Source organism: Streptomyces sp. NPDC007929 (genome assembly GCF_042959065.1).
In the GTDB taxonomy this organism is placed as follows: domain Bacteria; phylum Actinomycetota; class Actinomycetes; order Streptomycetales; family Streptomycetaceae; genus Streptomyces.
In genome coordinates, this window is record NZ_JBIBKD010000002.1 from 243,298 (window position 1) to 268,201 (window position 24,904).

At 70.7% G+C, this 24,904-nt stretch carries 26 protein-coding genes and 1 tRNA gene; 13 read left to right on the plus strand and 14 right to left on the minus strand.

All coding sequences use genetic code 11. The features are described from left to right. The first annotated feature begins 189 nt into the window (after positions 1-189). Positions 190-789: a histidine phosphatase family protein gene (locus tag ACFZDE_RS05920; protein WP_391197791.1), complete on the plus strand. Its 600-nt coding sequence runs from the start codon at positions 190-192 to the stop codon at positions 787-789. Between the two features lie 16 nt (positions 790-805). On the opposite strand, the gene ACFZDE_RS05925 is transcribed toward ACFZDE_RS05920, so the two are convergent. Then, positions 806-2,257 carry a hypothetical protein gene (locus ACFZDE_RS05925; protein ID WP_391197794.1) on the minus strand — a complete coding sequence of 484 codons (1,452 nt, stop codon included), beginning with the start codon at positions 2,255-2,257 and terminating at the stop codon, positions 806-808. 298 nt (positions 2,258-2,555) lie between these two features. Here ACFZDE_RS05925 and ACFZDE_RS05930 point away from each other — a divergent pair, with 298 nt between their 5' ends. Both ACFZDE_RS05930 and ACFZDE_RS05935 read left to right on the plus strand, forming a co-directional pair. Beyond that, on the plus strand, positions 2,556-2,951 hold the full coding sequence (locus ACFZDE_RS05930; protein WP_391003281.1) for a hypothetical protein: 396 nt from the start codon (positions 2,556-2,558) through the stop codon (positions 2,949-2,951). Between the two features lie 70 nt (positions 2,952-3,021). After that, complete coding sequence (locus ACFZDE_RS05935) at positions 3,022-3,891, plus strand: fused MFS/spermidine synthase (RefSeq protein WP_391197797.1); 870 nt, start codon at positions 3,022-3,024, stop codon at positions 3,889-3,891. A gap of 167 nt (positions 3,892-4,058) precedes the next feature. On the opposite strand, the gene ACFZDE_RS05940 is transcribed toward ACFZDE_RS05935, so the two are convergent. Then, the gene (locus ACFZDE_RS05940) at positions 4,059-4,580 is read right to left on the minus strand and encodes a hypothetical protein (protein WP_391003285.1); all 522 of its coding nucleotides are present in this window, start codon (positions 4,578-4,580) and stop codon (positions 4,059-4,061) included. Positions 4,581-4,706: 126 nt separating this feature from the next. Between ACFZDE_RS05940 and ACFZDE_RS05945 the strand changes: the two genes are divergently transcribed. From ACFZDE_RS05945 to ACFZDE_RS05975, 7 genes are all read left to right on the plus strand, one after another. After that, positions 4,707-5,405 (plus strand): response regulator, encoded by a 699-nt coding sequence (locus ACFZDE_RS05945; RefSeq protein ID WP_391003287.1) that lies wholly within the window; start codon positions 4,707-4,709, stop codon positions 5,403-5,405. Further along, positions 5,402-6,799, plus strand: a complete 1,398-nt coding sequence (locus ACFZDE_RS05950; protein ID WP_391197798.1) for an ATP-binding protein — start codon at positions 5,402-5,404, stop codon at positions 6,797-6,799. Before ACFZDE_RS05945 ends, ACFZDE_RS05950 begins: the two co-directional genes overlap by 4 nt. A gap of 186 nt (positions 6,800-6,985) precedes the next feature. After that, positions 6,986-8,299, plus strand: a complete 1,314-nt coding sequence (locus ACFZDE_RS05955) for an extracellular solute-binding protein (RefSeq protein WP_391003291.1) — start codon at positions 6,986-6,988, stop codon at positions 8,297-8,299. 41 nt (positions 8,300-8,340) lie between these two features. After that, on the plus strand, positions 8,341-9,324 hold the full coding sequence (locus tag ACFZDE_RS05960; protein WP_391003293.1) for an ABC transporter permease subunit: 984 nt from the start codon (positions 8,341-8,343) through the stop codon (positions 9,322-9,324). Then, complete coding sequence (locus ACFZDE_RS05965; protein ID WP_391197799.1) at positions 9,321-10,208, plus strand: ABC transporter permease subunit; 888 nt, start codon at positions 9,321-9,323, stop codon at positions 10,206-10,208. Before ACFZDE_RS05960 ends, ACFZDE_RS05965 begins: the two co-directional genes overlap by 4 nt. An 81-nt stretch (positions 10,209-10,289) precedes the next feature. Then, complete coding sequence (locus ACFZDE_RS05970) at positions 10,290-10,499, plus strand: type II toxin-antitoxin system VapB family antitoxin (RefSeq protein WP_391197802.1); 210 nt, start codon at positions 10,290-10,292, stop codon at positions 10,497-10,499. After that, a complete protein-coding gene (locus ACFZDE_RS05975) occupies positions 10,496-10,915 on the plus strand; it encodes a PIN domain-containing protein (RefSeq protein ID WP_391197805.1) in 420 nt (139 codons plus the stop codon). The genes ACFZDE_RS05970 and ACFZDE_RS05975 overlap by 4 nt, the downstream gene beginning before the upstream one ends. 69 nt (positions 10,916-10,984) lie before the next feature. Here ACFZDE_RS05975 and ACFZDE_RS05980 read toward each other — a convergent pair whose 3' ends face one another. The 4 genes from ACFZDE_RS05980 to ACFZDE_RS05995 all read right to left on the minus strand — a co-directional run bounded on the left by ACFZDE_RS05980 (position 10,985) and on the right by ACFZDE_RS05995 (position 15,794). Then, the gene (locus tag ACFZDE_RS05980) at positions 10,985-12,421 is read right to left on the minus strand and encodes a GH1 family beta-glucosidase (protein ID WP_391197808.1); all 1,437 of its coding nucleotides are present in this window, start codon (positions 12,419-12,421) and stop codon (positions 10,985-10,987) included. Between the two features lie 102 nt (positions 12,422-12,523). Next, positions 12,524-13,450: an ABC transporter permease subunit gene (locus ACFZDE_RS05985; protein WP_391197811.1), complete on the minus strand. Its 927-nt coding sequence runs from the start codon at positions 13,448-13,450 to the stop codon at positions 12,524-12,526. Further along, entirely contained in the window at positions 13,447-14,475 is a 1,029-nt protein-coding gene (locus ACFZDE_RS05990; RefSeq protein WP_391197812.1) for an ABC transporter permease subunit, read from the minus strand. Before ACFZDE_RS05990 ends, ACFZDE_RS05985 begins: the two co-directional genes overlap by 4 nt. Further along, positions 14,472-15,794 carry an extracellular solute-binding protein gene (locus tag ACFZDE_RS05995; protein ID WP_391197815.1) on the minus strand — a complete coding sequence of 441 codons (1,323 nt, stop codon included), beginning with the start codon at positions 15,792-15,794 and terminating at the stop codon, positions 14,472-14,474. Before ACFZDE_RS05995 ends, ACFZDE_RS05990 begins: the two co-directional genes overlap by 4 nt. Positions 15,795-16,202: 408 nt before the next feature. On the opposite strand from ACFZDE_RS05995, the gene ACFZDE_RS06000 reads away from it, so the two are divergent. After that, entirely contained in the window at positions 16,203-17,258 is a 1,056-nt protein-coding gene (locus tag ACFZDE_RS06000; protein ID WP_391003307.1) for a substrate-binding domain-containing protein, read from the plus strand. Between the two features lie 30 nt (positions 17,259-17,288). Here the strand turns inward: ACFZDE_RS06000 and ACFZDE_RS06005 are convergent, their stop codons facing one another. From ACFZDE_RS06005 to ACFZDE_RS06020, 4 genes are all read right to left on the minus strand, one after another. Beyond that, positions 17,289-17,798, minus strand: coding sequence for an NUDIX domain-containing protein (locus tag ACFZDE_RS06005; RefSeq protein WP_391197818.1), 510 nt, complete (start codon positions 17,796-17,798; stop codon positions 17,289-17,291). 5 nt (positions 17,799-17,803) lie between these two features. Beyond that, positions 17,804-18,994 carry an MFS transporter gene (locus tag ACFZDE_RS06010; RefSeq protein WP_391003311.1) on the minus strand — a complete coding sequence of 397 codons (1,191 nt, stop codon included), beginning with the start codon at positions 18,992-18,994 and terminating at the stop codon, positions 17,804-17,806. Between the two features lie 96 nt (positions 18,995-19,090). Beyond that, a complete protein-coding gene (locus ACFZDE_RS06015) occupies positions 19,091-19,225 on the minus strand; it encodes a hypothetical protein (protein WP_391003313.1) in 135 nt (44 codons plus the stop codon). Between the two features lie 24 nt (positions 19,226-19,249). Beyond that, positions 19,250-19,705 carry a glycine-rich domain-containing protein gene (locus tag ACFZDE_RS06020; protein WP_391003391.1) on the minus strand — a complete coding sequence of 152 codons (456 nt, stop codon included), beginning with the start codon at positions 19,703-19,705 and terminating at the stop codon, positions 19,250-19,252. Positions 19,706-20,121: 416 nt separating this feature from the next. On the opposite strand from ACFZDE_RS06020, the gene ACFZDE_RS06025 reads away from it, so the two are divergent. Both ACFZDE_RS06025 and ACFZDE_RS06030 read left to right on the plus strand, forming a co-directional pair. Next, positions 20,122-20,871 (plus strand): DUF6879 family protein, encoded by a 750-nt coding sequence (locus ACFZDE_RS06025; protein ID WP_391197821.1) that lies wholly within the window; start codon positions 20,122-20,124, stop codon positions 20,869-20,871. Positions 20,872-20,881: 10 nt separating this feature from the next. Then, positions 20,882-21,736: a Scr1 family TA system antitoxin-like transcriptional regulator gene (locus ACFZDE_RS06030; RefSeq protein WP_391003317.1), complete on the plus strand. Its 855-nt coding sequence runs from the start codon at positions 20,882-20,884 to the stop codon at positions 21,734-21,736. A gap of 65 nt (positions 21,737-21,801) precedes the next feature. Here ACFZDE_RS06030 and ACFZDE_RS06035 read toward each other — a convergent pair. The 4 genes from ACFZDE_RS06035 to ACFZDE_RS06050 form a co-directional block, all read right to left on the minus strand. Further along, a tRNA-His gene (locus tag ACFZDE_RS06035) sits at positions 21,802-21,874 on the minus strand. Positions 21,875-21,989: 115 nt separating this feature from the next. Continuing rightward, positions 21,990-22,592, minus strand: coding sequence for an oligoribonuclease (orn, locus tag ACFZDE_RS06040; RefSeq protein WP_391197823.1), 603 nt, complete (start codon positions 22,590-22,592; stop codon positions 21,990-21,992). Positions 22,593-22,710: 118 nt separating this feature from the next. Beyond that, entirely contained in the window at positions 22,711-23,958 is a 1,248-nt protein-coding gene (locus ACFZDE_RS06045) for a helix-turn-helix domain-containing protein (RefSeq protein ID WP_391003321.1), read from the minus strand. Between the two features lie 377 nt (positions 23,959-24,335). After that, positions 24,336-24,668 carry a hypothetical protein gene (locus tag ACFZDE_RS06050; protein WP_031102628.1) on the minus strand — a complete coding sequence of 111 codons (333 nt, stop codon included), beginning with the start codon at positions 24,666-24,668 and terminating at the stop codon, positions 24,336-24,338. Positions 24,669-24,904: the final 236 nt, after the last annotated feature.

A 24,904-nucleotide genomic window follows, 5' to 3' on the forward strand; every position in this document is an offset into this window, starting at 1 on the left:
CCCTTCATTCGTCATGCGTAGCCCGTTCGGCCGTGCCACTTTACGGTGTGCGCGTTCGCCCCGGGGGGCGCCTCCGGCCCTCAAAGACGCAGAGATCGCCCCCCGGGTTGCCCCCGGAGGACGTGCGCGATGATGGAGAGGTTCCCCTCGCGTTGCACTTCTCGCGTTGTTCCTCCGGAAAGGTGACCCATGGCCGCGCGCATCCTGCTGGCCCGCCACGGACAGACCGAGTGGTCCCTGTCCGGCAAGCACACGGGCAGGACCGACGTGCCGCTCCTGGAGGAGGGCCGGCGCGGCGCGAAGCTGCTCGGCGAGCGCCTGCACCGCGCCCCGTACGAGGGCCTGCCCGGGGTCGAGGTGCGCACCAGCCCGCTGGCACGCGCGCGTGAGACCTGTGACCTGGCGGGCTTCGGTGACCGCGCGCGTACCTGGGACGCGCTGCTGGAGTGGGACTACGGGGCGTACGAGGGCATGACCCCCGCGGACATCCAGGCCGTCCGGCCCGGCTGGCTGATCTGGCGCGACGGTGTCCCGGGCGGGGAGTCGCTCGCCGAGGTCACCGCCCGGGCCGACGAGGTGGTCTCCTGGGCCCGCTCCGAGCACCGCGACGTCCTGGTCTTCGCCCACGGGCACATCCTGCGCTCCATCGGGGCGCGGTGGCTCGGTCTGCCGATCGACTTCGCGGCCCGGATCCGTCTGAACCCGACGTCGCTCTCGGTGCTGGGCTGGGCCTACGGGGAGCCCGCGATCGAGAGCTGGAACGACCAGGGGCACCTCGCCCAGGTGTGAGGTCCGCGACAGTCGCTCAGGCCGTGCGCGGCGTTGAGGCGTGCCGCTCCAGGAAGGCCGACACCCCGGAGGCCCTGCGGTGCGGCAGCAGCACCCGCGCGGTCGCCGCCAGCATGGTCTGCACGCGGGACGACTGGACCTCCTCCAGCAGGTCCAGCACCCGCATCCCCGCCACCGCCGCCTCGTCCGGTCGGCCCCCGCGCGCGAGGTCGTCCGCCAGCTCCGCCGTGTAGAGGGCGATGTTCCGGGTGAAGTGCGGATCCTGCAGCCCGGCGGCGCGCCGCGCGTGCCGTGCCGCCCGGGGCCAGTCGCCGAGCGTGGACCAGCACTGCGCCTCCAGGGCCTCCAGTTCGGCCTCCCCGTAGAAGCTCATCCACTCGGGGTCGGCGTCCGAGGTGCCCCGCTCGAAGAAGGCCTGCGCCCGGGCCAGGGCCTGCTCGCAGCCGACGCGGTCGGCCAGCCCGGCCCAGCCGCCCGCCTCGCGCAGGGCGAGCAGCGACATCAGCCGGGCGGAGCCCACGGGCCGGGCGACGCGCTGCGCGGCCTGGGCCGCCCGGACCGCCTCGCGGGGCCGGCCCGCGTCACGCGCGAGGAACGCCGTGTTGCAGAAGGCGTGCGCCTCAAGGCCCGGGTCGCCGGTCATCCGGGCGGTCGCGAGGGCCTCCGCGTAGTGCGAGCGGGCGTCGTCGAAGCGCCCCGAGTCGTGGGCCAGCCAGCCCACCGAGATGGCCAGTTCACCGGCGCCGGAGTAGAGCCGGTCCGCCGTGGTCTGCCGGGTCGCCCCGGCGTCCAGCAGGGCGTAGGCGGCGCGCAGCGGGGCGGCGGCGCGACGGTAGAGGCCGTCCGCCCCGTGCCGGTCGTCGAGCAGCCGGATCCGGCGGACGGCTTCTTCCAGGGCGCCCGCCTCGCTCGCCCCGGCGCGGTGCACGGGGCGCTGTGCCGCCGAGGCGTCGCGGGCGAGGCCGACAGGCCCCAGTGAGGCGGCGGCCACTGTGGCGCCCCCGCCGGTCATGAACGCGCGACGTAGCACGTCGCTCTCCTCGTAGGTGTCGTGCGGGTGGTACGGGTCGTACGGGTTCTGCGGTACATACGGCTCGCACGTCCCGCTGGTCTCACTCGTGGCGTTCGCCGGGTTCGCGGTGCGTGGCGGGGGCGCGTCCTCAAGGTCGCGCGCCCGGCGTCCGCGTACCGACGAGCGGGGCGCGAACCCGAGGTCGGTGAGTGTGCGGCCTGGGTACATGTGCAGGAACACCCGTTCGTACGCGTAGTTGGGGCAGCGGATCTCGCCCGCCTCGACCCGGCCGATGTACCGCGCGTCACAGCTGACCTGCTCGCCGATCTCGAGCCCGGCCCGGCGGATCACCGCGGCGAACTCGGCCGGCGAGCGCTGTCCGCGCAGTCGCCGGAAGACGAGGTTCGGCCGTGGTGGCCGGTGGGGTTGAGACGAGGTCACCGTTGACGACGCCATGGCCGGGTCCTCCCGTGCGAACCGTCGAACCATGCCGGACGCAGGGCGACTTGTTGCGAGTTGTCCGCATGGGCGGCCCCGTGTCCGGCGGGCAAGAACGTACCTGCTGTGATGGAGCCACCACGCTGGGTTTGGCTACAAACCGGATATCTCATCCGTGATCTGCCATGAAGTGCCATCCTTTGCGGCTGACTTCCGGCGTTGCCGTTGACGTCCGGACGCGTTGAACCTCGCGGACCGGGAGGCCCCCGACTCCCGACCGCTCGTCCAAGCAGGGTTTTTCGTGGTGGAGGCCGGGATGAAGACCAGCCGGAGCAGCGATCCTCGTACGCCGCCGTGCGCGCCGGCGGCCGGCTGCGATGTGGTGACGGTGCCGGCGCGGCAGGGGCTGGAGGCGGTCGACATCCTGCGGCGCGGGCCGGGGGAGGCGGTGGGACCCGTGCTGCACGACGACGGCGGTGACACCCTGGGCTTCCTGGTGCCGCCGGGAACGGCAGCCGGGTGGGACGTGCCGGGCAGCACCTGCACGGAGACCGACGGGCGCGGAGAGGTCCTGGCGCCCGAACCTCCCGTGGCGGGCTCGGACTGGCTGCTGCCGCCCGGTGAGGCCGACCTCGCCACCGATCCGGCGGTGCTGCGCGAGGCGCTGGGGGAGGCCGCCCGGATGATCAGGGCGGCCGACAGCTGCCGCTGAGACGCCCCCTGCCGGGAGGGCGGAGAGGGTGCGTACACCCCACTCGGCAGGCCGCCGCGATAATGACCCCATGGGAAAGTCCAAGGGCGGCCGACGCCGGCAGGCCGGTGCGGAGGCCGTCGTCGAGAGCGTCGACGGCGGGCTCGCCGAGCTGATTCCCGACCGTGAGCGGGCCCGGGCCTGGACCCTGGTGATCGACGGGGCCCCGCAGTCGCACGTCGACCTGGACGACCCGGCGTACCTGTCCTTCGAGTACCAGCGCCGCCTCGGGCACGTGATCGACCTCGTCGCCCCGCCCGGCCGGCCCCTGCACGCCGTGCACCTCGGCGGCGGCGCCCTCACCCTCGCCCGCTACGTCGCCGCCACCCGCCCCCGCTCCACCCAGCAGGTCGTCGAGCGGGACGCGCCTCTCGTCCAACTGGTCCGCCGCGAGCTGCCGTTGGATCCGAACGCACGCATACGGGTGCGCTCCACCGACGCCCGCGAGGGCCTCGCCAAGGTGCCCGACGGCTGGGCCGACCTCGTCATCACCGACGTCTTCAGCGGAGCCCGGACACCGGCCCACCTGACCTCCACCGAGTTCCTGGACGACGTGCGCAGGGCCCTCAAGCCCGGCGGCGTCTACGCCGCCAACCTCGCCGACGGGCCGCCGCTCGCCCACCTGCGGGGCCAGATCGCCACCGCCGCCGCCCGGTTCGAGGAGCTCGCGCTGGTGGCGGACCCGGCGGTGCTGCGCGGCAAGCGCTTCGGGAACGCGGTCCTGGTCGCCTCCGGCCATCCGCTGCCCGTCGCCGAGCTGACCCGCCTCGCCGCCTCCGATCCGCATCCCGCCCGGGTCGAGCACGGCAGGACCCTCACGGACTTCACGGGCGGGGCCGCGCCCGTCACGGACCTCGCGGCGGTGGCGTCACCGGCACCACCGGCCTCGGTGTTCAGATGACCCCCGGGCCACGGCGTTCAAGAGGCACCGACGGCCGCTCCGGGTGCTCGGCAGACGCCGACGGCCGCTCCGGGTGCTCTGCAGACGCCGATGGCCACTCCGGGTGTTCGGCAGAATCCGACGGCCACTCCGTGCGCTCGGCAGACGCCGACGGCCGCCTCGGGCGCTCAGTACGTGCCGATCTCCACCCGCGGTGGTCCGTCGTGCCAGGTGCAGAAGACCGACACCCGGTCCGCGCCCGAGGTGAACTCCACCCGGATCCACGACTCCGTCTTCCACACCTGCATCGACCAGCCCGCCCCCGGCGTCGCCGAGACCAGCGAGGCGGACGTCTTCCCGAGATCGAACACCGCCCGGCCGCCGTCGGTGTCATAGCTCTTCACCCGGCCCGAGGCGGCAGGGGTGGAGCCCGGCGAGCGCGAGGGCGTGGGCGAGGGGCTCGGTTTCCCGGACGCGGATGCCGAGGGCGTGCCAGGCTGCCGCCGCTTCGGTGGAGGGGTGCGTTCCGGACCCGGCGTGGCCGTCGCCGCCGGCTCCCGCGTGGACGCGTCGGCGGCCTTGACGGGCAGGGCGCGCGGCGGTTCGTACGCCGTTCCCGTCATCACCGTGTGGACACCCCACCAGGACAGCGTGACCGCCGCGCCCGTGGCGAGCAGCCAAGCCAGTAGGTGGAGGAGTCCTCTGCGCATCGCGGCCATACTGCCCTACGCGTCCCGGGTGTGGCCCGCGAACGGCGCCCACCGGCCCCCAGGTTCTCCCCAGCAGTTGTCCACAGGCCCGCACCCGGCTGTTCGAGATGGCGTACGGTGCGGCGCATGGCAAGTGTGCTCGTGGTCGAGGACGACCAGTTCGTACGCTCGGCGCTGATCCGGCACCTGACCGACGCCTCGCACACCGTGCGCAGCGTGGGGACGGCGCTGGAGGCGCTGCGCGAGGTCGCCCATTTCCGCTTCGACGTGGTGATCCTGGACCTCGGACTGCCCGATCTCGACGGGTCCGAGGCCCTGAAGATGCTACGTGGGATCACGGACGTTCCGGTGATCGTCGCCACGGCCCGCGACGACGAGACGGAGATCGTACGGCTGCTGAACGCGGGGGCGGACGACTACCTCACCAAGCCCTTCTCCGTCGAGCACCTGTCGGCCCGGATGGCGGCCGTGCTGCGCCGCGCCCGCTCCGGCGCCGCGGAGGGGGAGGCGTCCCCCGTGCTCCGGGTCGGCGGCCTGACGGTCGACCCGCTGCGCCGCCAGGCCGAGCTGGACGGCAGCCGACTCGACCTCACCCGCCGCGAGTTCGACCTGCTCGCCTTCCTGGCCGGCCGGCCAGGCGTCGTCGTCCCCCGCAAGGAACTGCTCGCCGAGGTGTGGCAGCAGTCCTACGGCGACGACCAGACCATCGACGTCCATCTGTCCTGGCTGCGCCGGAAGCTGGGTGAGACGGCGGCCAGCCCCCGCTATCTGCACACCCTGCGGGGCGTCGGCGTGAAGCTCGAACCACCGGGTGCGCCGCGATGAGGTGGGCCCTGGTCAAGGTGTCGCTGGCGGTGACCACCATGGTCGTGCTGGCCTTTGCCGTGCCGCTCGGACTCGTCATCCGCGAACTGGCCCGCGACCGTGCCTTCTCGGGCGCCGAGCGGGAGGCCGCGGCCGTGGCCCCCGCCCTGTCCATCACCACCGACCGTGACCAGCTGGAGCGGGTCGTCGCCGCGGCCGGCTCCGACGCCGAGATCGCCGTGCACCTCCCGGCGGGTGACGGCCGCAAGGCCCTCGATCTGGGACGGCGGCGCGCCCCCGTCGAGGACATCGCGGCCGTGCGGAAGCTGGGCCGCGCTTCCACCACCGGTGTCACCGGCGGCTGGACGCTGCTCCAGCCGGTCGCCCTCAGCACCGGCAGGATCGCGGTCGTGGAGGTGTACGTGCCGGAGTCCGACGTCACCAACGGCGTGGGGACCGCCTGGGCGGTGCTCGCCGGGGTCGGGGTGGCGCTGATCCTCGGTTCGGTCGCGGTCGCCGACCGGCTGGGCGTGCGCATGGTCCGGCCCGCGCGGCGCCTGGTGGAGGGGGCGCACGAGCTGGGGGAGGGCCGGCTCGGTGCCCGCGTGCCCGAGGAGGGCCCGAGCGAACTGCGGCTCGCGGCGGTCGCGTTCAACTCGATGGCCGACCAGGTCGTCCAGCTCCTGGCGAACGAGCGGGAGCTGGCGGCCGACCTGTCCCACCGGCTGCGCACGCCCCTGACCGTGCTGCGGCTCAACACCGCCTCGCTGGGGGAGGGCCAGGCCGCGGACCAGACCCGTACGGCGGTGGAGCAGCTGGAGCGCGAGGTCGACACCATCATCCGTACGGCCCGGGAGGCGAAACCGCAGACGGCCGCGGCCGGTCCGGGCGCCGGGTGCGACGCGGCCGAGGTGGTCCGGGAGCGGATGGCGTTCTGGTCGGCGCTCGCCGAGGACGAGGGCCGTAAGTGGCGGGTGGCCGGGGCCGACCGGCCGGTGCGCATACCCGTGGCCCGCGCCGATCTGGCCGCCGCGCTCGACGCGCTGCTGGGGAACGTCTTCCGGCACACCCCCGAGGGCACCGCCTTCGCGGTCGACGTGCACAACGGCGAGGACGCGGTGATCGTCCTCGTCTCCGACGCGGGCGCCGGCATACCCGACCCCGAGGCCGCGATGGCGCGGGGCCGCGGCTCCGGCAGCGACGGCTCCACCGGGCTCGGCCTGGACATCGTGCGCCGGCTCGCGGAGTCCACCGGCGGGGACGTACGGCTCGGATCCTCGGTGCTCGGCGGCACCGAGGTGCGGGTCTGGATCCAGCTGGACGGCCGCGCCCCCGCGAGCGGAGGGCACCGGCAGCTGCGGCGGCGCCGCCGCAGCAGGCCGGGCGCCGCGTACCGCCGCTCCCGGTCCCGCTGACGCCCCCGCGCGGGTGGCCTTCACGGGACGGTCACGTTTCGACAAATGAAGGGAACTGCTCTTGACGCATGAGCGGACATGGGGCTGTCATTGCGCCACCGTGTTCGGTCGAGTTGATTTCTGGTCGATTACGGCTGGATTTCACGCCACACCCTCGTGGCCGAACCCTGCCCTCAGGAGCCGTCCATGCACGACCTCTCCCTCTCCGGCCTCTCCCTCACCGCTCCCAGCCGCCGCACCCTGCTGCGCGGAATGGGCGGCGCGGCCCTGCTCGGCGCCGGCATACCCCTGCTGAGCGCCTGCGGCGGCAGCGGCTCGTCCGCCGACCCGAAGACGGTCGGTCTCGGCTCCAACTCGTCCGACGCCGTGCCGAAGAAGGCGTTCGCCGAGATCTACGCCGCCTTCACCAAGAAGTCCGGCATCAAGGTCGACGTGAACACCAAGGACCACAACACGTTCCAGGAGCAGATCAACTCCTACCTCCAGGGCACCCCGGACGACGTGTTCACCTGGTTCGCCGGCTACCGCATGCAGTTCTTCGCCTCGAAGAAGCTGGCCACGCCCATCGACGACGTGTGGCAGAAGATCGGCGGCAACTTCCCCGAGGCGATGCACAAGCTCAGCAAGGGCGAGGACGGCAAGTACTACTTCGTGCCGCTGTACACGTACCCGTGGGCGGTGTTCTACCGCAAGAGCGTCTTCGCCCAGCGCGGCTACAAGGTCCCCACCACCTGGGACGACTTCGTGTCCCTGTGCAAGCGGATGCAAAAGGACGGGCTCGTCCCGATCGCCTTCGGCGACAAGGACGCCTGGCCCGCGATGGGCACCTTCGACCAGATCAACTTCCGCACCAACGGCTACGACTTCCACGTCGAGCTGATGGCCGGCAAGGCCTCCTGGACCGACCCCAAGGTGCGCAAGGTCTTCGACCACTGGACGGAGATCCTGCCCTACCACCAGGAGGGCGCGGTCGGCCGCACCTGGCAGGACGCGGCGCAGACGCTGGTGGCCAAGAAGGCCGGCATGTACCTCCTGGGCACGTTCGTCGGCCAGCAGTTCACCGACCCGGCCGACCTCGACGACCTGGACTTCTTCGCCTTCCCGGAGATCGACCCGCAGTTCGGGCAGGACACCGTCGAGGCACCCACCGACGGCTTCATGCTCTCCAAGGCGCCGAAGAACCGCGCCGGCGCCGTCAAGCTCCTGGAGTACCTGGGCACGCCCGAGGCCGAGCAGATCTACCTCAAGGCCGACTCCAGCGTGGTGGCCGCCTCCACCAAGGCCGACACCTCCTCCTACACGGCGCTGCAGAAGAAGTCCTACGAGATGATCTCCGGCGCGAAGAGCCTGACGCAGTTCATGGACCGCGACTCCCGCCCGGACTTCACCTCCACGGTGATGCAGCCCGCCCTGCAGAACTTCGTCCGCAACCCGAAGAACGTCGACAGCATCCTCTCGTCGATCGAACGCCAGAAGAAGACGATCTTCGCCTCCTCCTGACCGCTCACCGGAAACGGAGACTCGACGACTCGGATCCCCACATGACCGCCACCCCCGCGAAGGCTCCGGAGCCGGCCACCCCGCCGGCCCCGGGGCCCGCCCCCACGCACCCGCCCGCCACGACGCCCCACGGGCACCGACGGCTGCTCACCCGCCGCGACCGCCTCACGCTCGGCCTCATGGCGGGCGTGCCCACGATCCTGCACGTCGCCCTGGTGTGGCTGACAGCGCTGGCCTCCATCGCGCTGGCCTTCACCACCTGGGACGGCATCGGCTTCGACTCCATCGAATGGGTCGGCCTGCGGAACTTCCGTGAACTGTTCACCAGCAACCCGCAGTTCTGGCCCGCCGTCGAGCACAACGTGATCTGGTTCGTGGTGCTCATCGTGCTGCCCACGCCCTTCGGCCTGTTCCTCGCCGTGCAACTGGACAAGAGGATCCGCTTCAGCCGCGTCTACCAGACCGCGTTCTTCCTGCCGGTCGTGATGTCGCTCGCGGTCATCGGGTTCGTCTGGCAGCTGATCTACAACCCGGACACCGGCCTGATCAACAGCGTCATCGGCGCCAACAAGCCCGGCCACTACATCGACTGGATCGGCGATCCGGACCTCAACCTCTGGGCGATCCTCATCGCCGCGTCCTGGCGGCACGCCGGCTACATGATGATCCTCTACCTGGCAGGCCTGAAGAGCGTCGACCCCGCCCTGCGCGAGGCGTCCGCCCTGGACGGCGCCAACGAGTGGCAGACGTTCAAGAACGTCGTCTTCCCCACCCTGCGGCCCACCAACACCGTCGTCCTGGTCGTCACGATCATCGAAGCCCTGCGCGCGTTCGACCTGGTCTTCGTCTTCAACAAGGGCGCCCAGGGCACCGAACTGCTGTCGATCCTGGTCACCAACAACATCATCGGCGAGTCCAGCCGCATCGGCTACGGCTCCGCGATCGCCGTCGTCCTGCTGGTGATCTCGCTCGCGGTGATCATCCCGTATCTGATCGCCACCTTCCGGAAGGAGCGGCGCGCATGAGCACCCTGAGCGGCCCGCGGGGGCAGCGCACCCCGATCCGCCCCGCCCGGATCCTGCTGCACACCTTCCTCGTCGTCACCGCCCTGGCCTGGCTCGCCCCCCTGCTGTGGGCGCTGCTCGCGGCGATGCGGCCGTACGCGGAGACCAGCACCAAGGGCTATGTCTCCTGGCCGGACAAGCTCACCTTCGACAACTTCACCGACGCCTTCCAGCAGTCGGACATGGTGCACTACTTCGGCAACACCCTGCTGATCGCCGTCCCGGCCGTACTGCTGACGCTGCTGCTGTCGTCGATGGTCGCCTTCTACGTCAGCCGCTTCGACTTCCGGGTCAACCTGTTCCTCCTGCTGGTGTTCACGGCCGGCAACCTGCTGCCCCAGCAGGTCATCATCACCCCGCTGTACCGCCTGTACCTGCTCATCGACCTGCCCGGCATCACCATGAGCGGCAAGCTCTACGACTCCGCGCTCGGCTTGGTGCTGATCCACGTGGCGTTCCAGTCCGGCTTCTGCGCCTTCGTGCTGAGCAACTACATGCGCTCCCTGCCGCACGAACTCACCGAGGCCGCACTGGTCGACGGCGCCTCCGTCTGGCGCCTGTACTGGCAGATCGTGCTGCCCCTGTGCAAGCCCGCGATGGCCGCCCTGGCCACCCTGCTCTCCATCTGGATCTACAACGACTTCTTCTGGGCCATCGTCCTCATCTCCACCGGCGAGAACATGCCGATCACGTCAGCGCTGAACAACCTCTCCGGTCAGTACTTCACCGACCCCAACCTGGTCGCCGCCGGAGCCCTGCTCACCGCGATCCCGACCCTGATCGTGTACTTCGTGCTCCAGCGCCAGTTCGTCAGCGGCCTCACCCTGGGCGCCAACAAGGGCTGAGCCCGGCCCCGGCGGCATCCCGAGGGTACTGACGTCCTGTGGATATACTGAATTCCTGATCGGATATCCTGGAGGTTCGTCATGACCAAGACGTTGATCGACATCGACGAGGAATTGCTGGCCGAAGCGGCCATAGTCTTCGGGACCAAGACCAAGAAGGACACGGTCAACGCTGCTCTCAGAGAAGGCGTCGAGCGCAAGAAGCGAGCCCTCGCGCTGGCCAGACTCGCGGCACGGGCGGACGCCGGTGACTTTGACGAGCTGCTGGAGAAAGAGAGCTATCGCCGATGAGCGCGGCGACCTACCTCATCGACACCAGCGCCCTGGTCCGCATCCTGAAGCAGCCCGCCCGGGGACTCTGGGAGAAGCCCCTGAAGGAAGGGGTGATCGCGCGGTGTCCGCTGACCGAGGTCGAGTTTCTGTACAGCGCCAGGAACGCCGAGGACCGGGCCCAGATCGTCCATGACCTGGACGCGCTGTTCGGCTGGGCTCCCCTCGATGATCGGGCGATGACACGCGGGTGGGATGTGCAGCGAGAACTCACCGAGAAGGGAAAGCATCGTTCCGCCGGCGCCGTGGACCTGCTCGTCGCCGCGACCGCCGAGCTTCAGGGACTCACCCTCCTGCACTACGACAACGACTTCGAGACCATCGCGTCGGTCACCGGGCAGTCGACTCAGTGGCTCGCCGCGCCTGGCACCCTCTGAGCACGGCAGACCCGAGGGGCGCGGCACTCCCCTAATCGTGCCGCGCCCCACCCCCGGTTCCCCCGTCGGTCAGACCGCGTCCGCCTCGGGGAGCTTCCCGGTCCGCGCCGCCAGGCCGTACCACAGGGCGCTCGTCTTCGGCGTGCGCTCCAGCGTCGCGTAGTCCACATAGACCGCGCCGAAGCGCTTGCCGTAGCCGTACGACCACTCGAAGTTGTCCATCAGGGACCACAGGAAGTAGCCGCGCACGTCCGCGCCGTCCGCGATCGCCCGGCGGACCGCCGACAGATGGCCCCGCAGATACGCCACCCGCTCCGGGTCGTGCACCCGGCCGTCGGAGTCCATCTTGTCGTCGTAGGCCGCGCCGTTCTCCGTGATGTACAGCGGCAGGCCCGGCGCCTCCCGGGTGTAACGCATGATCAGCTCGTGCAGACCGGTCGGGTCGATCGTCCAGCCCATCTCCGTACGGTCGCCGGGCGTCTGGTGGAAGGCGACGTCGTCCGCCGCCGGCCACGGGGAGTGGCTGCTCGCCCCGTGGCCGTCGGCACGCGGCGTCCGAGCCGACGCGTCCGCCGCCGAGACCAGCGAGGGCGTGTAGTAGTTGAGGCCCAGCGCGTCCAGCGGCTGGTTGATCAGCTCCAGGTCGCCGTCCAGCACGAAGTCCCAGTCCGTGAGGCCCGCCGTCGCCACGTACAGCGACTCCGGGTAGGCGCCGTGCAGCATCGGCCCGTGGAACACGCCGTTGGCCAGGTCGTCGATCCTGCGGGCCGCCGCCAGATCCGCCGGGTCCTGCGAAAGCGGCCGCACCACCGAGGAGTTGAGGCTGACGGCGACGGTGTTGCGGGCCGGCATCACCGAGCGCAGCGCGGACGCGCCCAGCCCGTGCGCCAGGTTCAGATGGTGCGCCGCACGCAGCGAGGCCACCGGATCCGTACGGCCCGGGGCGTGCACCCCGGAGGCATACCCCAGGAACGCACTGCACCACGGCTCGTTGAGCGTGATCCACTGCTCCACCCGGTCGCCCAGCGCCTCGCCGACGATCTGCGCGTACTCCGCGAACCGGTACGCCGTGTCGCGCTCCGGCCAGCCGCCCGCGTCCTCCAGCTCCTGCGGCAGGTCCCAGTGATAGAGCGTCACGGCCGGCTTGATGCTCTTGGCCAGCAGCTCGTCCACCAGCCGCCGGTAGAAGTCCAGGCCCTTCTGCACGGCCGGGCCCCGCCCGGTCGGCTGCACCCGCGACCACGAGATGGAGAAGCGGTAGGCACCCAGGCCCAGCTCCGCCATCAGCGCCACGTCGTCGCGGTAGCGGTGGTAGTGGTCGACAGCGATGTCACCGGTCTCGCCACCGGCCGTCTTGCCCGGCGTATGGCTGAAGGTGTCCCAGATCGACGGCGTACGGCCGTCCTCCCGCGCCGCACCCTCGATCTGGTACGCGGACGTCGCCGCGCCCCACAGGAAGGCGGGGGGAAAGGTCACCGGAGTGGCCGGGTACTCGGAGTCAGGCATGGAAGCGCTCCCAAAGGGGGTCGAGGAGACCGGACATGGAGGGGGGGAAGGGGAGGAGAGAAGAGGGGCCGGAGCGGCGCTGACCCGGCCCCCGGGGAAGGATCAGCCCTTGACGGCGCCCTGCATGATGCCGCCCACGATCTGCTTGCCGAACAGCAGGAAGGCGATCAGCAGCGGCAGTGTGCCGAGCAGGGCGCCCGCCATGATCACCGCCTGGTCGGGGACGTAGCCGGTGCCGAGGGAGTTGAGGGCGACCTGGACGGTCGGGTTCTCCTGGTTCAGCGCGATGATCGGCCACAGGAAGTCGTTCCAGGCGAACACGAAGGTCAGCAGACCGAGCACGGCCATCGCGGGCCGCGCCGCCGGGAAGACCACGTGCCAGACGACCCGCAGACTGCTCGCGCCGTCCACCCGCGCCGCCTCGATCAGCTCGGTCGGCAGCGCCTGGAGCAGGTACTGACGCATGAAGAACGTACCGAAGGCCGTGCACAGGGTCGGCAGGATGACCGTCTGGAGCTGGTTCGACCAGCCGAGGTCCGCCATCCAGAGATAGAGGGGTACGACCGCCAGCTGCGGCGGGATCATCATGGTGCCGATCGTCAGCATCAGCAGCACACCGGAGAAACGGAACCGCAGCTTGGCGAAGGCGAAACCGGCGAGCGTGGCGAAGAGCACCGTGCTGATGGTGATCGTGGCCGCGACGAACGTGGTGTTGAACATCGCGGTGCCGAGCCCGCCCTCCTCCCACGCCCGCTCCATGTTCTTGAACAGATTGCCGCCGAACCACAACGGCGGCGGGGTCTCCGCGAGCCGCCGGTCCGTGCGCGAGGCCGCGATCGCCGTCCACACCAGCGGGGCCAGCGACACCAGCGCGAACACGGTCAGTACGAGATAGGTGAGCGGGCCGGCGTGCAGCTGCTTGCCGGCGCCCATCACCCGGGGGCGTTCGCGTCGCGGCCCGGAGGCTTTGGACGCGGCGGTCCCAGCGGCCTTCGGTGTCTGAGGGGAGGCCAGTTCGCTTGTACTCATTGGGACTTCCTCAGCCGTCGGGTCACCAGCAGTTGGATCACGGCGACGATCAGCAGGAGCAGGAACATCGTCCAGGCGATGGCGGACGCCTTGCCGAGGTTGCCGATGATCCAGCCCTGGTCGTACATGTACAGACCGAGCGTCTGGTACTGGTGCTCGGAGCCGCCCTTGGAGCCGGACACCCCGCCGAACAGCAGCGGCTCACCGAAGAGCTGGGTCGCGCCGATCGTGGAGACGACCACCGTGAACAGGATCGTCGGCCGCAACTGCGGGATCGTCACGTGCAGGAACTGCTGCCAGCGGTTGGCGCCGTCGATCGCCGCCGACTCGTAGAGGTCGGCCGGGATGGCCTGCATTGCGGCGAGGTAGATCAGCGCGTTGTAGCCCGTCCAGCGCCAGATCACGATCGACGAGACCGCGAACTGCGAACCCCAGTCGGACTCACGCCAGTTCACCGGGTCCACGCCGACGAACTCCAGCACCCAGTTGATCATGCCGCCGTCCCACGAGTACAGCAGGACGAACACCAGCGTCGCCGCCGCCACCGAGGTGGCGTACGGGGTGAGCATCACGACCCGCCACACGGTCGAGCCGCGTAGCTTGTAGTTGAGCAGATGCGCCATCCCGATCGCGATCAGCAACTGCGGCACCGTGGAGATCACACCGATGGTGAAGGTGTTCCCCAGCGCGTTCCAGAAGAAGTCCGAGGACAGCAGGTTCTGGTAGTTGTCCAGGCCGGTCCAGGTCTGGCCGTCCAGGTTGGACAGCTGCACGTTGTGCAGCGAGTACCAGGCCGTGTAGAGCAGCGGGACGAGGGAGAACGCCCCGAAGACGATGAAGAAGGGCGCGATGAACGCGTACGGCGACGCCTTCATGTCCCAGCGGTACAGCCGGCTGCGCCAGGAGTCCTTCCCCGGCGGGGGTGTACCACGACCCTGAGCGCGGCCGGCCGCGCCCGGCTGGTCACCGGGCGCGGCTTCGGCGCTCGACGCGTGATGCGCGAGAGCCTGCTTGGACCTGGTCACTGGCCGAGCACGTCCTTGATCTCCTCGGACGCCGCGTCCCAGCCCTCCTCAGGGCTCTTGCCCTTCTGCTCGACCTGAAGGATGCCGATGTCGGTCAGCGCCGTGTTGATCGCCTGGTCCTTGATCCCGAAGTATTGCGACGGGATGGTCTTCGCCGAGTCGGAGAAGATCTGCGTGATCGGCGCGTTCGAGAAGTACTCCGTGGTGGCGGCCGCCGGCTTCAGGGCCGAGTACGCCGACGGGGTCGACGGGAAGCTCGCCTGCTTGGCGAACACCTTCGCCTGCTGCTCGGGCGCGGTCAGCCACTTCGCCAGCGCGATGGCCTCCTTCTGGTGCTTGCCCGACGTCGGCACACCGATGAACGAGCCGCCCCAGTTGGCCGCGGTCGGCGCGGCCGCCACGTCCCACTTGCCCTTGCCGGAGTCACCGGACTTCTCCAGGATGTAGCCGATCATCCAGGCCGGGCAGGCCACCGTGGCGAAGGAGCCGTTCGCGTAGCCCTGGTCCCACGGCTTGTCGAACTGCTTCAGCTTCGCCGACATGTCGCTGGACGCCACGTCCATGGCGACGTTCCAGGCCTTCTTGACGCTGGCCGACTTGTCCCAGGTGACGGTGCCGTCCGTCTGGTAGTAGCGCTCGGGCTCGCCACCGAGGGCCGCGTTGTAGACCGAGGACGCCGAGTCCACGAACTTGGTGCCGCTCGGCGCCTTCTTCATGTACTGCTTGCCCAGGTCGACGTACTTGCCCCAGTCGCCCTTCCACTGCTCGGCGAGCTTGGTGCGGTCGGTCTCGAGGCCGGCCTTGGCGAACAGGTCCTTGCGGTAGCAGATCGCCATCGGGCCGACGTCGGTGCCGAGCCCGATCAGCTTGTCGTCCTTGGTGGTGGCCTGGGCGTTCTTCCAGTCCAGCCACTGCGACTTGTCGACCTCCTTGCCGAGGTCGACGAACTTGTCGGCCTGGGTCTCCACGGCCTCGGTGATGTTCATGACCTCGATGGCCTGGATGTCGTCGGCACCGGAGCCGGCCTGCAGACGGGTGAGGACCTTCGGCCAGTAGACGTCGGTACGGGTGGTGACATTCTCCTTGATGGTGATGTCGGGGTGGAGCTTCATGTACTCGTCGTAGAGACCGGCCTGCTTGTAGCCGAAGGTGCCGAAGGTGCCGACGGTGAGGGTGGTCTTGCCACCGCCGTTGCCCCCGCCCTCGTCGGATGAGCTGTCGTCCGAGTCCTCGGCGCAGCCGGCGAGCAGCCCTGTCGTCAGCGCGGCCGCGGCCGCGAGGGCCATCAGCCGGCGGGACCGGCGGGTACTCGTGCGCATGTCGTCCTCCTGTTGCCCTGACGTGCCGACCCCCCGGCCAACTGCATGTCGGACCGTTTCACGCGCTTAAGGCTCGGGCGGGGAACGTGCGGGTTGTGTATGTGTCAGGTAGTGTGGGAGCGCTCCCACCAGTGATGTGTTGAAGAGTCCCCGGTCGCGGCGAGGGTGTCAAGGGACCGGACAGGGAGAGATGCGTTCAGTTATCGGGCTGTTAACTGGACCCGGACCGGGACCGATTGGAGCCCGGACCGGAGGTATCAAGCCAGTCGGGGTGCCGGACGCGCCGGTTCCGCCGGCGAAGCGGAGGGGCCGGGGCGACGAGCCCTCGGCGAAGGTCGTCACAGCTGACGAGCCTGTTAAATTCCAGGCCAGTCGCAGTGTGCGGGAGTGGACGGGAAGGCGGAGCCCATGGCAACCCACGGAGCGCGGGGCCGAAGTGGTGGCCGGCCCACCCTCGAAGAGGTGGCGGCGCGCGCCGGTGTCGGACGCGGCACCGTCTCGCGGGTGATCAACGGCTCGCCCCGGGTCAGCGACGCGACCCGCGCGGCCGTCGAGGCGGCGGTCGCGGAGCTCGGCTACGTCCCCAACACCGCGGCCCGCGCCCTCGCGGCCAACCGTACGGACGCGATCGCGCTGGTCGTCCCCGAGCCGGAGACCCGGTTCTTCGCGGAACCGTACTTCTCGGACATGCTGAAGGGCGTCGGATCGGCGCTGTCCGACACGGAGATGCAGCTGCTGCTGATCTTCGCGGGCAGCGACCGGGAGCGCGCCCGGCTCGCCCAGTACCTGGCGGCCCACCGCGTGGACGGCGTGCTGCTGGTCTCCGTGCACGCGGACGACCCGCTGCCCGACCTGCTGGCCCAGCTGGAGATCCCGGCGGTGATCAGCGGCCCGCGCTCGTCGGCGGAGACGCTGCCGTCGGTCGACTCGGACAACTACGGCGGTGCCCGCCAGGCCGTCGAGCACCTGCTGTCCCGGGGCCGGAGCCGGGTGGCCCACATCACCGGCCGCCTCGACGTCTACGGTGCCCAGCGCCGGGTCGACGGCTACCGCGAGGCCATGAGCGACGCCGGCCTCGGGGTGGACGAGGGGCTGATCGAGGCGGGGGACTTCACCGAGGAGGGCGGGCACCGGGCCATGGCGGCCCTGCTGGAGCGCCACCCCGACATCGACGCGGTCTTCGCCGCCTCCGACGTCACCGCGGCCGGCGCCCGCCGGGCCCTGCTCGACGCGGGCCGCCGCATCCCCCAGGACGTGGCGCTCGTCGGCTACGACGACTCCGCCATCGCCCGCCACATGGAACCCCCGCTGACCAGCGTCCGCCAGCCCATCGAGGAGATGGGCCGCCGGATGATAGACCTCCTGCTCACCGAGGTCGCCGACCGCCGCCCGCTGGCGTCCCGGGGCCTGGAGCGCCGCCAGATGGTCCTGGCCACGGAGCTGGTGTCCCGGTCGTCGTCATGAGTCAACGACCCCCGGGGGAGGGGGAGTCGGCTACGACGTGACGCCGCTCCGCGGACCGAGACCGGGGCGGCGCCGCAGCACCTCCAGCCCGTCGGGCACGAACAGCCGCTCCCGTATCACCTTTTGGAACTCCGCCTCGCCGAACCAGCCGTGCCAGGCGATCTCGGACGGGTCAGGGGCGAGGGGCTGCGTCACGACGGCCTCGTGCACGCCGAGCCAGTAGGGGCTGATGGCCCCTGGACAGAGGAACTTGAAGACGAACCGCACCCGCGCCCGGACGCCCAGCTCCTCCGCCAGCTCCCGGGCCGCCGCCTCCTCGTAGGACTCGCCGACGTCTACGGCCCCGCCGATCAGCCAGTCGTGGTGCCCCGGGAACCGCGACACGTGATCCGGCCTGCGACACACCAGGACGCGCCCCCGCGGATCACGGCACACCGTGGTCGCGACCCGGTGCGCCCAGCCCTCGCGGATCGCCTCGTCCCGGTCGACGACCCCGATGACCCGGTCCCGCTCGTCGACCCGTTCCACCAGCTCAGCCATGGCCCTCACACCCGGGCCGGTGCCGGTCGTCGCAGGAGGTACACCGCCGCCGTCACCACCAGGACGGCCATGCAGGCGATGAACACCAGCCCCGCGCCCTCCAGCCCGATCGGCTCGGTCAGCAGGCCGACGCCGATGACGGGGACGGAGATGCCCGTGTACGCCACGACGAACAGCGTCGAGATCACCGCCGCCCGCTGGTGCTCGGGCGAGGCCGCGGCCACGTCGGACAGGGCGCCGCGGAAGGCCAGGCCCTGCCCGATGCCGCCGACGAGCGCGCTGGCGACGAGCAGGGCCATCTGGTCCCACCGCAGCGCGCCGGCGAGCAGAGCGAGCCCGGCGAGGAGCCCGGCGCACCCCAGCGGCAGGGAGCGCCGTACACCGACCCGGCCGACCGCGAGTTGCCCGGCGGTCGAGGCGAAGAACGCGAGCGCGACGATCAGACCGCTCACGGCGTGGTCGTCGACGTCCAGGGACTCCACGAGGAAGGCGGGGCTGACGGAGGTGAACACCCCGAACAGTGCGAACCCGACGAAGGAGGCGGTGGCGGCGGGCCCGAACACCGCGCGCACCTGCGGCGGCAGGACAGGACGCTGCGGTCGTACGGCGCGCAGCGGCTGCCGCTCCCGTACCGTCTCCGCGAGCCGCAGCAGGACGGCGGCCGAGACGGCCACGAGCGCCAGGTGGGTGACGAACGGCAGGTACAGCGGCCAGGAGGCGTACTGGGCGAGGAGCCCGGAGAGCAGCGGGCCGCAGCCGAGCCCGCCCATGTTGGCCGCCGTCGCCACGAACGTGGCCCGGGAGGCACCGCCCTCGGGCGCCAGCTCCATCACGTACGCCGTGGCGGCCCCGGTGAACAGCCCGGCGGACAGGCCCGACAGCAGCCGTCCCGCGTAGAGCCAGCCGAGCCCGGTGGCACTCAGGAAGCAGACGGCGCTCAGCGCGGCGAAGCCCAGGCCGCACAGCAGCACCGGGCGCCTGCCCACGGCGTCCGAGGCGTTGCCGACCAGCAGCAGCACCCCGATCACGGCGAAGGCGTACAGGGCGTAGACCACGGTGACCGTCAGCTCGGAGAAGCCGAACTTGTCCTGGTAGAGGGGATAGAGGGGAGTGGGCAGCGTGGTACCGGCCATGCAGACGGCGAACACCGCCCCGCTGAGCACACACGCGGCCCATCCCGGGCGTGAACCGTCCATGCCACGACGGTAGCCCCGACCGCCCGACACGCCCTCGACCGGCGCGCTGATCATTGTTGGTGCGTCAGGGTCAGACTGCGCGCGGTGCGGATCGGGTCAGGGCTTGCGGGGGATGACGAATCCCCGTACAGGTCGCGGCTCCTGGGGGTCACGCGTGGTCGGCTGCTGAGTGCGCTGCCACGCGGCTACCAACTCCGCGTAGCGCGGGTCGATCCATTCGGACTCGGACACGGCACCTCCCTTCACGCGGGCAGGCTACGCCACGCCCGGCTTCTTCGGCTTCGGCTGCACGACGATCGTGCACTCCGGGGCGTGCTGGCACTTCGCCGCCACCGACGCCACGGTCTGGTCGGACGGCGGCCCCCACAGTTCGGCGTCCGTCTCCCACCCGAGTTCCGCGATCTTCTCGCGGGTCCGGTCGAGGATCGGCGGGTCGTAGCTGGTGGGGTCGTAGCCCGGGAAGTGGTGCACGAACCGGCCACCGAGCTGCTCGCACAGCTCGGCGTACATCGCGGTGTGCAGGATCAGGGCGTGCCAGCCCTCGTCCACGATCCGCGACGGGGCCAGGCCGACGCCAGGGTTGCGCGAGCAGGCCGCGACGAACTTGAGGGCCTCGTCGACGATGCGGCCGGCCATCTCCTCTGCCATGTCCGGGTTGGCGTCCATCACCGTGCTGCGGCAGCTGGTGAAGCGCACGTCGGTGATGAGCATGCGCGCGAGCTCCGGCAGGGCGTCTGGAGGCGTCGGGCCGGGGCCGGGGTTCGGAGGTACGCTCACAGTGATCTCCTTCGCTGGTGGCGGTTGGGGAAGGCTCCACCCGGGCCGGGGTTCTTCGCGGGACTCACCGGGCGGGCGGAGAGCTGTATCACCGGCGGACGCCGACTCCGTACCGAGCGGCTCCGAGGGACTCCATGGCGGTGAACGGGGCGAGGTCCGTCGCGCGTGCTTCGGTCATGAACCGGACCGTACGGAGGCGGTGTTGACGTGCGCCATGCGATGTTCTCGAATGTTCTCGGGGGCTGCTCGAATGTTCTCGTGTGGTCTCACGAAGCGGGCTGTGCCGAGTAGTGCGGCGCCCGAGGCGTGGCGATGCTGAAGACGACACCCATCAGCGGCAGGGAGAAGTCATGCGGCGACTGCGGTTCAACGGCACCGACAGCAAGAACGGCGGTTGTCCCGCCGTACACGAGGACCTCGACAGCGGCGAGATCATCGTGCAAGGGCGCCCCCTCACCGAGCCCGAAGATGTCGCGCAGCTCAGGCACTTCGGCCCCGGCGACGCCGCGGTGGTCGTCCCTCGCGAGCTGCTCGTCAACCACGGCCCCAAGGAGATGAACCGCGTGCCCAAGCTGATCAGCCTGGAGGAGTTCGGCCGGCTGTTCCACCACTTCGAGCACTCGGCCTGGCACCTGGAGACCCGGCGCGGCTACGCCTCCGACCGCGATGACCAGGGATACGCCGAGTTCCTCAAGACCGGGCAGGCCCCGCAGGACCTCGACAGCGACTGGTGCCGGAACATCCGTCGGCAGACCGAGGCGGGCAAGCACGTCGGGCGGGTGCGCGTCGTGGACAACCCGCCGACCGAGGGGCAGTTGTTCCTGCTGTCCTACGCCCGGTGCAACGCGGCCACCGGCGAGAACGTTCGGAACCTGTGGCGAGAGGACGCCGAGCGGGCGCACCTGCCCGGCGAGGACTTCTGGATCTTCGACTCGCGCCTGGTGGCCATCCTGCGCTTCGATGACGAGGACGTCTTTCACGACGTCGAGATCATCACCGAACCGGCCGAGGTGCTGCGCTACTGCCAGGTACGCGACGCGGCCGTGCACGCCTCCGTCCCCTATGACGAGTTCGCGTCCCAGCTCGACACGAAGGGCTGACCCAGCGCCGGTGAGCACGGACTATCAGCAGGCCCGTGAGGCGCTCGGCATGCGCCTGCGTGAGCTGCGCCTGGCCACGCCTGACGGGCGCCTCACCGGTACCGTGCTTGCCGAGCGGCTCGGCTGGCCGCACTCCAAGGTCTACAAGCTGGAGGGCGGTCGGCAGACCGCGACGAGCGACGACCTGCGGGCCTGGGCCGATGCTGTCGGCCGGCCCGACACCTTCCCGGAACTCGCCGCCAGACTCCAGGGCTTCGAGTCACATATCCGATCCTGGCGGCGGCAGCTCGCCGCCGGGCACCGGCCCGTGCAGGACAGCTGGAACATCGAGGTCGACCGCTCCCGGGCCATCTACGCCTGGGAGGAGGCCGTCGTCCCCGGCATGCTGCAAACAGCCGACTACGCGCGGGCCATCTTCCTGCGCTACGCCGACCTTCAGGGCACCGTGCGCGACACCGACGCTGCAGTGCGCTCCCGCATGCGGCGCCAGGCGTGGCTGTACGAGCGGGGTCGCCGCTTCCATGCTCTGGTGTGGGAGGCGGCCCTGCACGCGCTCGTCTGCACACCCGCGGTGCTCGCCGCCCAACTGGACCGGCTCATGGGGACCATCGGGCTGGACACGGTGGAACTGGGCGTCGTCCCGCTCGGCGCGTCGCTGCGCATCCCCACGGCGAACGGCTTCTGGGTCCTCGACGAGCGGCTGGTGATCGCGGAGGACTGGCACGCGGAGATATGGCTCGACGACGCGGAGTCCGTGGCGTCCTATCTGCGGGTGTGGCGGACACTTCAGGAGTCCGCGGTGTACGGGGCCGACGCCCAGGAGGTGATCCATCGTGTCCGGCGAGGACTGAACGTCCGGACATGAGGAAGAGGCCCTCTACAAAGATCAAGGGCTGACCTGTTTTACCAGGTCAGCCCTTGATCATTCAGGGTGAGTGACGGGACTCGAACCCGCGGCATCCTGGACCACAACCAGGTGCTCTACCAGCTGAGCTACACCCACCATGACCGGCTTGGAGATCAGTGATGTCCCCGACCGGCCGAGAAAAAGTGTACAGGGTCCGAAGGGGTGCTCGCGCCCGGCTTTCTCCGGGCCCGTCGACGGGCCCCCGTCCTGCCTACTGAGCAGGCAGGACGTGCTTCGCGGCGATCGTCCGCGCGGTGTCGGAGTCGGGGCCGGGCTGGGGGACGAAGACGGCCTCGCGGTAGTAGCGCAGCTCCGCGATCGACTCGCGGATGTCGGCGAGGGCCCGGTGGTTGCCGTTCTTCTGCGGGCTGTTGAAGTACGCCCGCGGGTACCAGCGGCGCGCCAGCTCCTTGATCGAGGAGACGTCGACGATCCGGTAGTGGAGGTAGCTCTCCAGCGTCGCCATGTCGCGCAGCAGGAAGCCGCGGTCGGTGCCGACGGAGTTCCCGCACAGCGGGGCCTTGCCGGGCTCCTTGACGAACTCCCTCACGTACGCGAGGACCTGGTCCTCGGCGTCCTTCAGCGTCGTGCCGCCGGGGAGCTCCTCGAGCAGCCCGGAGGCGGTGTGCATCTGACGCACCACGTCCGGCATCGTCTCCAGCGCCTGGTCCGGCGGCCGGATGACGATGTCCACGCCCTCGCCGAGCACGTTCAGCTCGGAGTCGGTCACGAGGGCGGCCACCTCGATGAGCGCGTCGTCCGACAGCGAGAGGCCGGTCATCTCGCAGTCGATCCACACCATGCGATCGTTCATGTGTCTAACCTTACGGCCCGCCGCCCCCGGCCGGGCCGCCCGTACCGGGAAAGCCGAAGGGCCCGCGGGCGGACATGCTCCCCGCGGGCCCCGGCTACCTGATCACGGCGCTACCCGATCACGGTGCGCTGCGCTGCCCGGGCAGGCTGGCCGACAGGGCCGGCGACTGGCCGACCGCACTCGCCGCCGCGGTACGGCGGGACTGCATCGGGACCGGGTGCTCGGGGTGCAGCGGGGCGGGCCCCTGGCCGGGCGGGCCGGGATGGTGCCCCGGGTGGCCGGGGTGGCCCTGCATCCCGGGCCCGGGACCGCCGGGCGCGCTCTCGGTGTCCTGTGGCCGCTCGCCCTGCGGACGCCGGGCACGGTAGGCGGCCCGGTACGCGGCCGGGGACGAGCCCAGCTGACGGCGGAAGTGCCCGCGCAGGGCCACCGGCGACCGGAAGCCGCAGCGCCCCGCCACCTCGTCCACCGAGTAGTCCGACGTCTCCAGCAGGCGCTGCGCCTGGAGGACCCGCTGCGTGATCAGCCACTGCAGCGGAGCGCTCCCGGTCAGCGAGCGGAAGCGGCGGTCGAACGTACGCCTGCTCATGTACGCGCGTGCCGCCAGCGTCTCCACGTCGAACTGTTCGTGGAGGTGCTCCAGCGCCCAGGCGACGACCTCGGCGAGCGGGTCGGCGCCGATCTCCTCTGGTAAAGACCTGTCGAGGTAGCGCTCCTGCCCGCCGCTGCGGCGCGGCGGCACGACGAGCCGCCTCGCCAGGGCCCCGGCCGCCTCGTTGCCGTGGTCCGTGCGCACGATGTGCAGGCACAGGTCGATGCCCGCGGCCGTGCCCGCCGACGTCAGCACGTCGCCGTCGTCGACGAACAGCTCACGCGGGTCCACGTGCACCGACGGATAGCGCTTGGCCAGCGTCGGTGCGTACATCCAGTGGGTGGTCGCGGGGCGGCCGTCCAGCAGGCCGGCCGCAGCGAGGACGAAGGCGCCGGTGCACAGCCCGACGATGCGGGCACCCTCCTCGTGGGCACGGCGCAGCGCGTCGAGCGCCTCCTCCGGTGGCGGAGAAGTGATCGAACGCCAGGCCGGTACGACGACCGTGCCCGCGCGTGAGATCGCTTCCAGGCCATGTGGTGCGGTGAGTTCGAGGCCCCCTGTGGTCCGCAGCGGGCCGTCCTCGCCCCCGCACACCAATAGTCGGTAGCGCGGTACGCCGGCGTCCTGGCGGTCAACCCCGAACACCGACAGCGGTATGGAACTCTCGAAGATGGGGCCGCCGCTGAACAGCAGCACCGCGACGATCTCCTTGCGGCGTCGCCCGGAGAGTTTCCGGGCCGCGGCTTCCGGCGCGGCGGTGGAGTCGTGGCTCATACTGCTAAGCCCCCCTCGGTGGTCGCGGCTCCTCGGTTGTGTCGCTCCTGCACGTTTCCCCTCGGTCCTGCACGAGTCCCCCGCCGTAGACAGTCAAGATCGAATCTACTGTGTGCCGTCGTGCCGAAGTGGCCGGTTAGGCACTCGGCACATTGTCGACTTGGCAACTTGGCGTGAAGCATTCGATCACGAAGCGTTGCACTCGTGGGGCGTGCAGGGAAGTGCGCCTTGTCGCGGTGGCCAATCCACGTAGGGTGCGCAGACCCCCTGAGGTCCTTTCCGTGCAGGTCGAACGGGGGTTGGGGGGTGGTCGGACAGGGGGACACGCCGGGGCGAGAAGTTGGCTGAAAACCGACGCGCGCGTGCACGGAAACCGGTCAGCCGACCGGTGTATCCCCTCCGGTGTGCCGTCCGCCACGGTGAGACCCCGTTCCGGTGCGGTGGCGCCGGCCCCGGTGGGGTGCCCGGTCCTCGGCCGCGAGCCGGGCCGCGCCGCGCTCGGACTGGCGCAGCAGCACCCGGCAGGCACCCGTGACAGCCGCGAGCCCGAGGGCGGTGCCGGCGGCACCGGCCAGGGAGGCGCCGTAGCCGAGGAGCACCACCGGGACGAGCAGGCAGCTGAAGGCGGCCCAGCGAACCACATCCGTCGCGGTGTCCCGCGGCGGCGGGGTCGCGCGATCCGCCTCGGCGGCGGGGTGTGGTGCGGACATGGGAGCTCCCTGTGGCGTGACTCACGCGGTTCAACGCGTGGCCGGGGCGTCGGTCACTGGCGCCCCGGATCGGCCCACGTGCCACGGGTGAGTGAATCCCGTGCAAACCGCCTGTACGCCACAGCAACCATTGCGTTACGGGCGGTGCCTCGTGCATGCTCCCTGGAACCCGCACGCACCGTGAGCGGGATCTGGGCTAAGGAGGCGTGCCGCCGTACCCTTGGGGGTATGGGGTT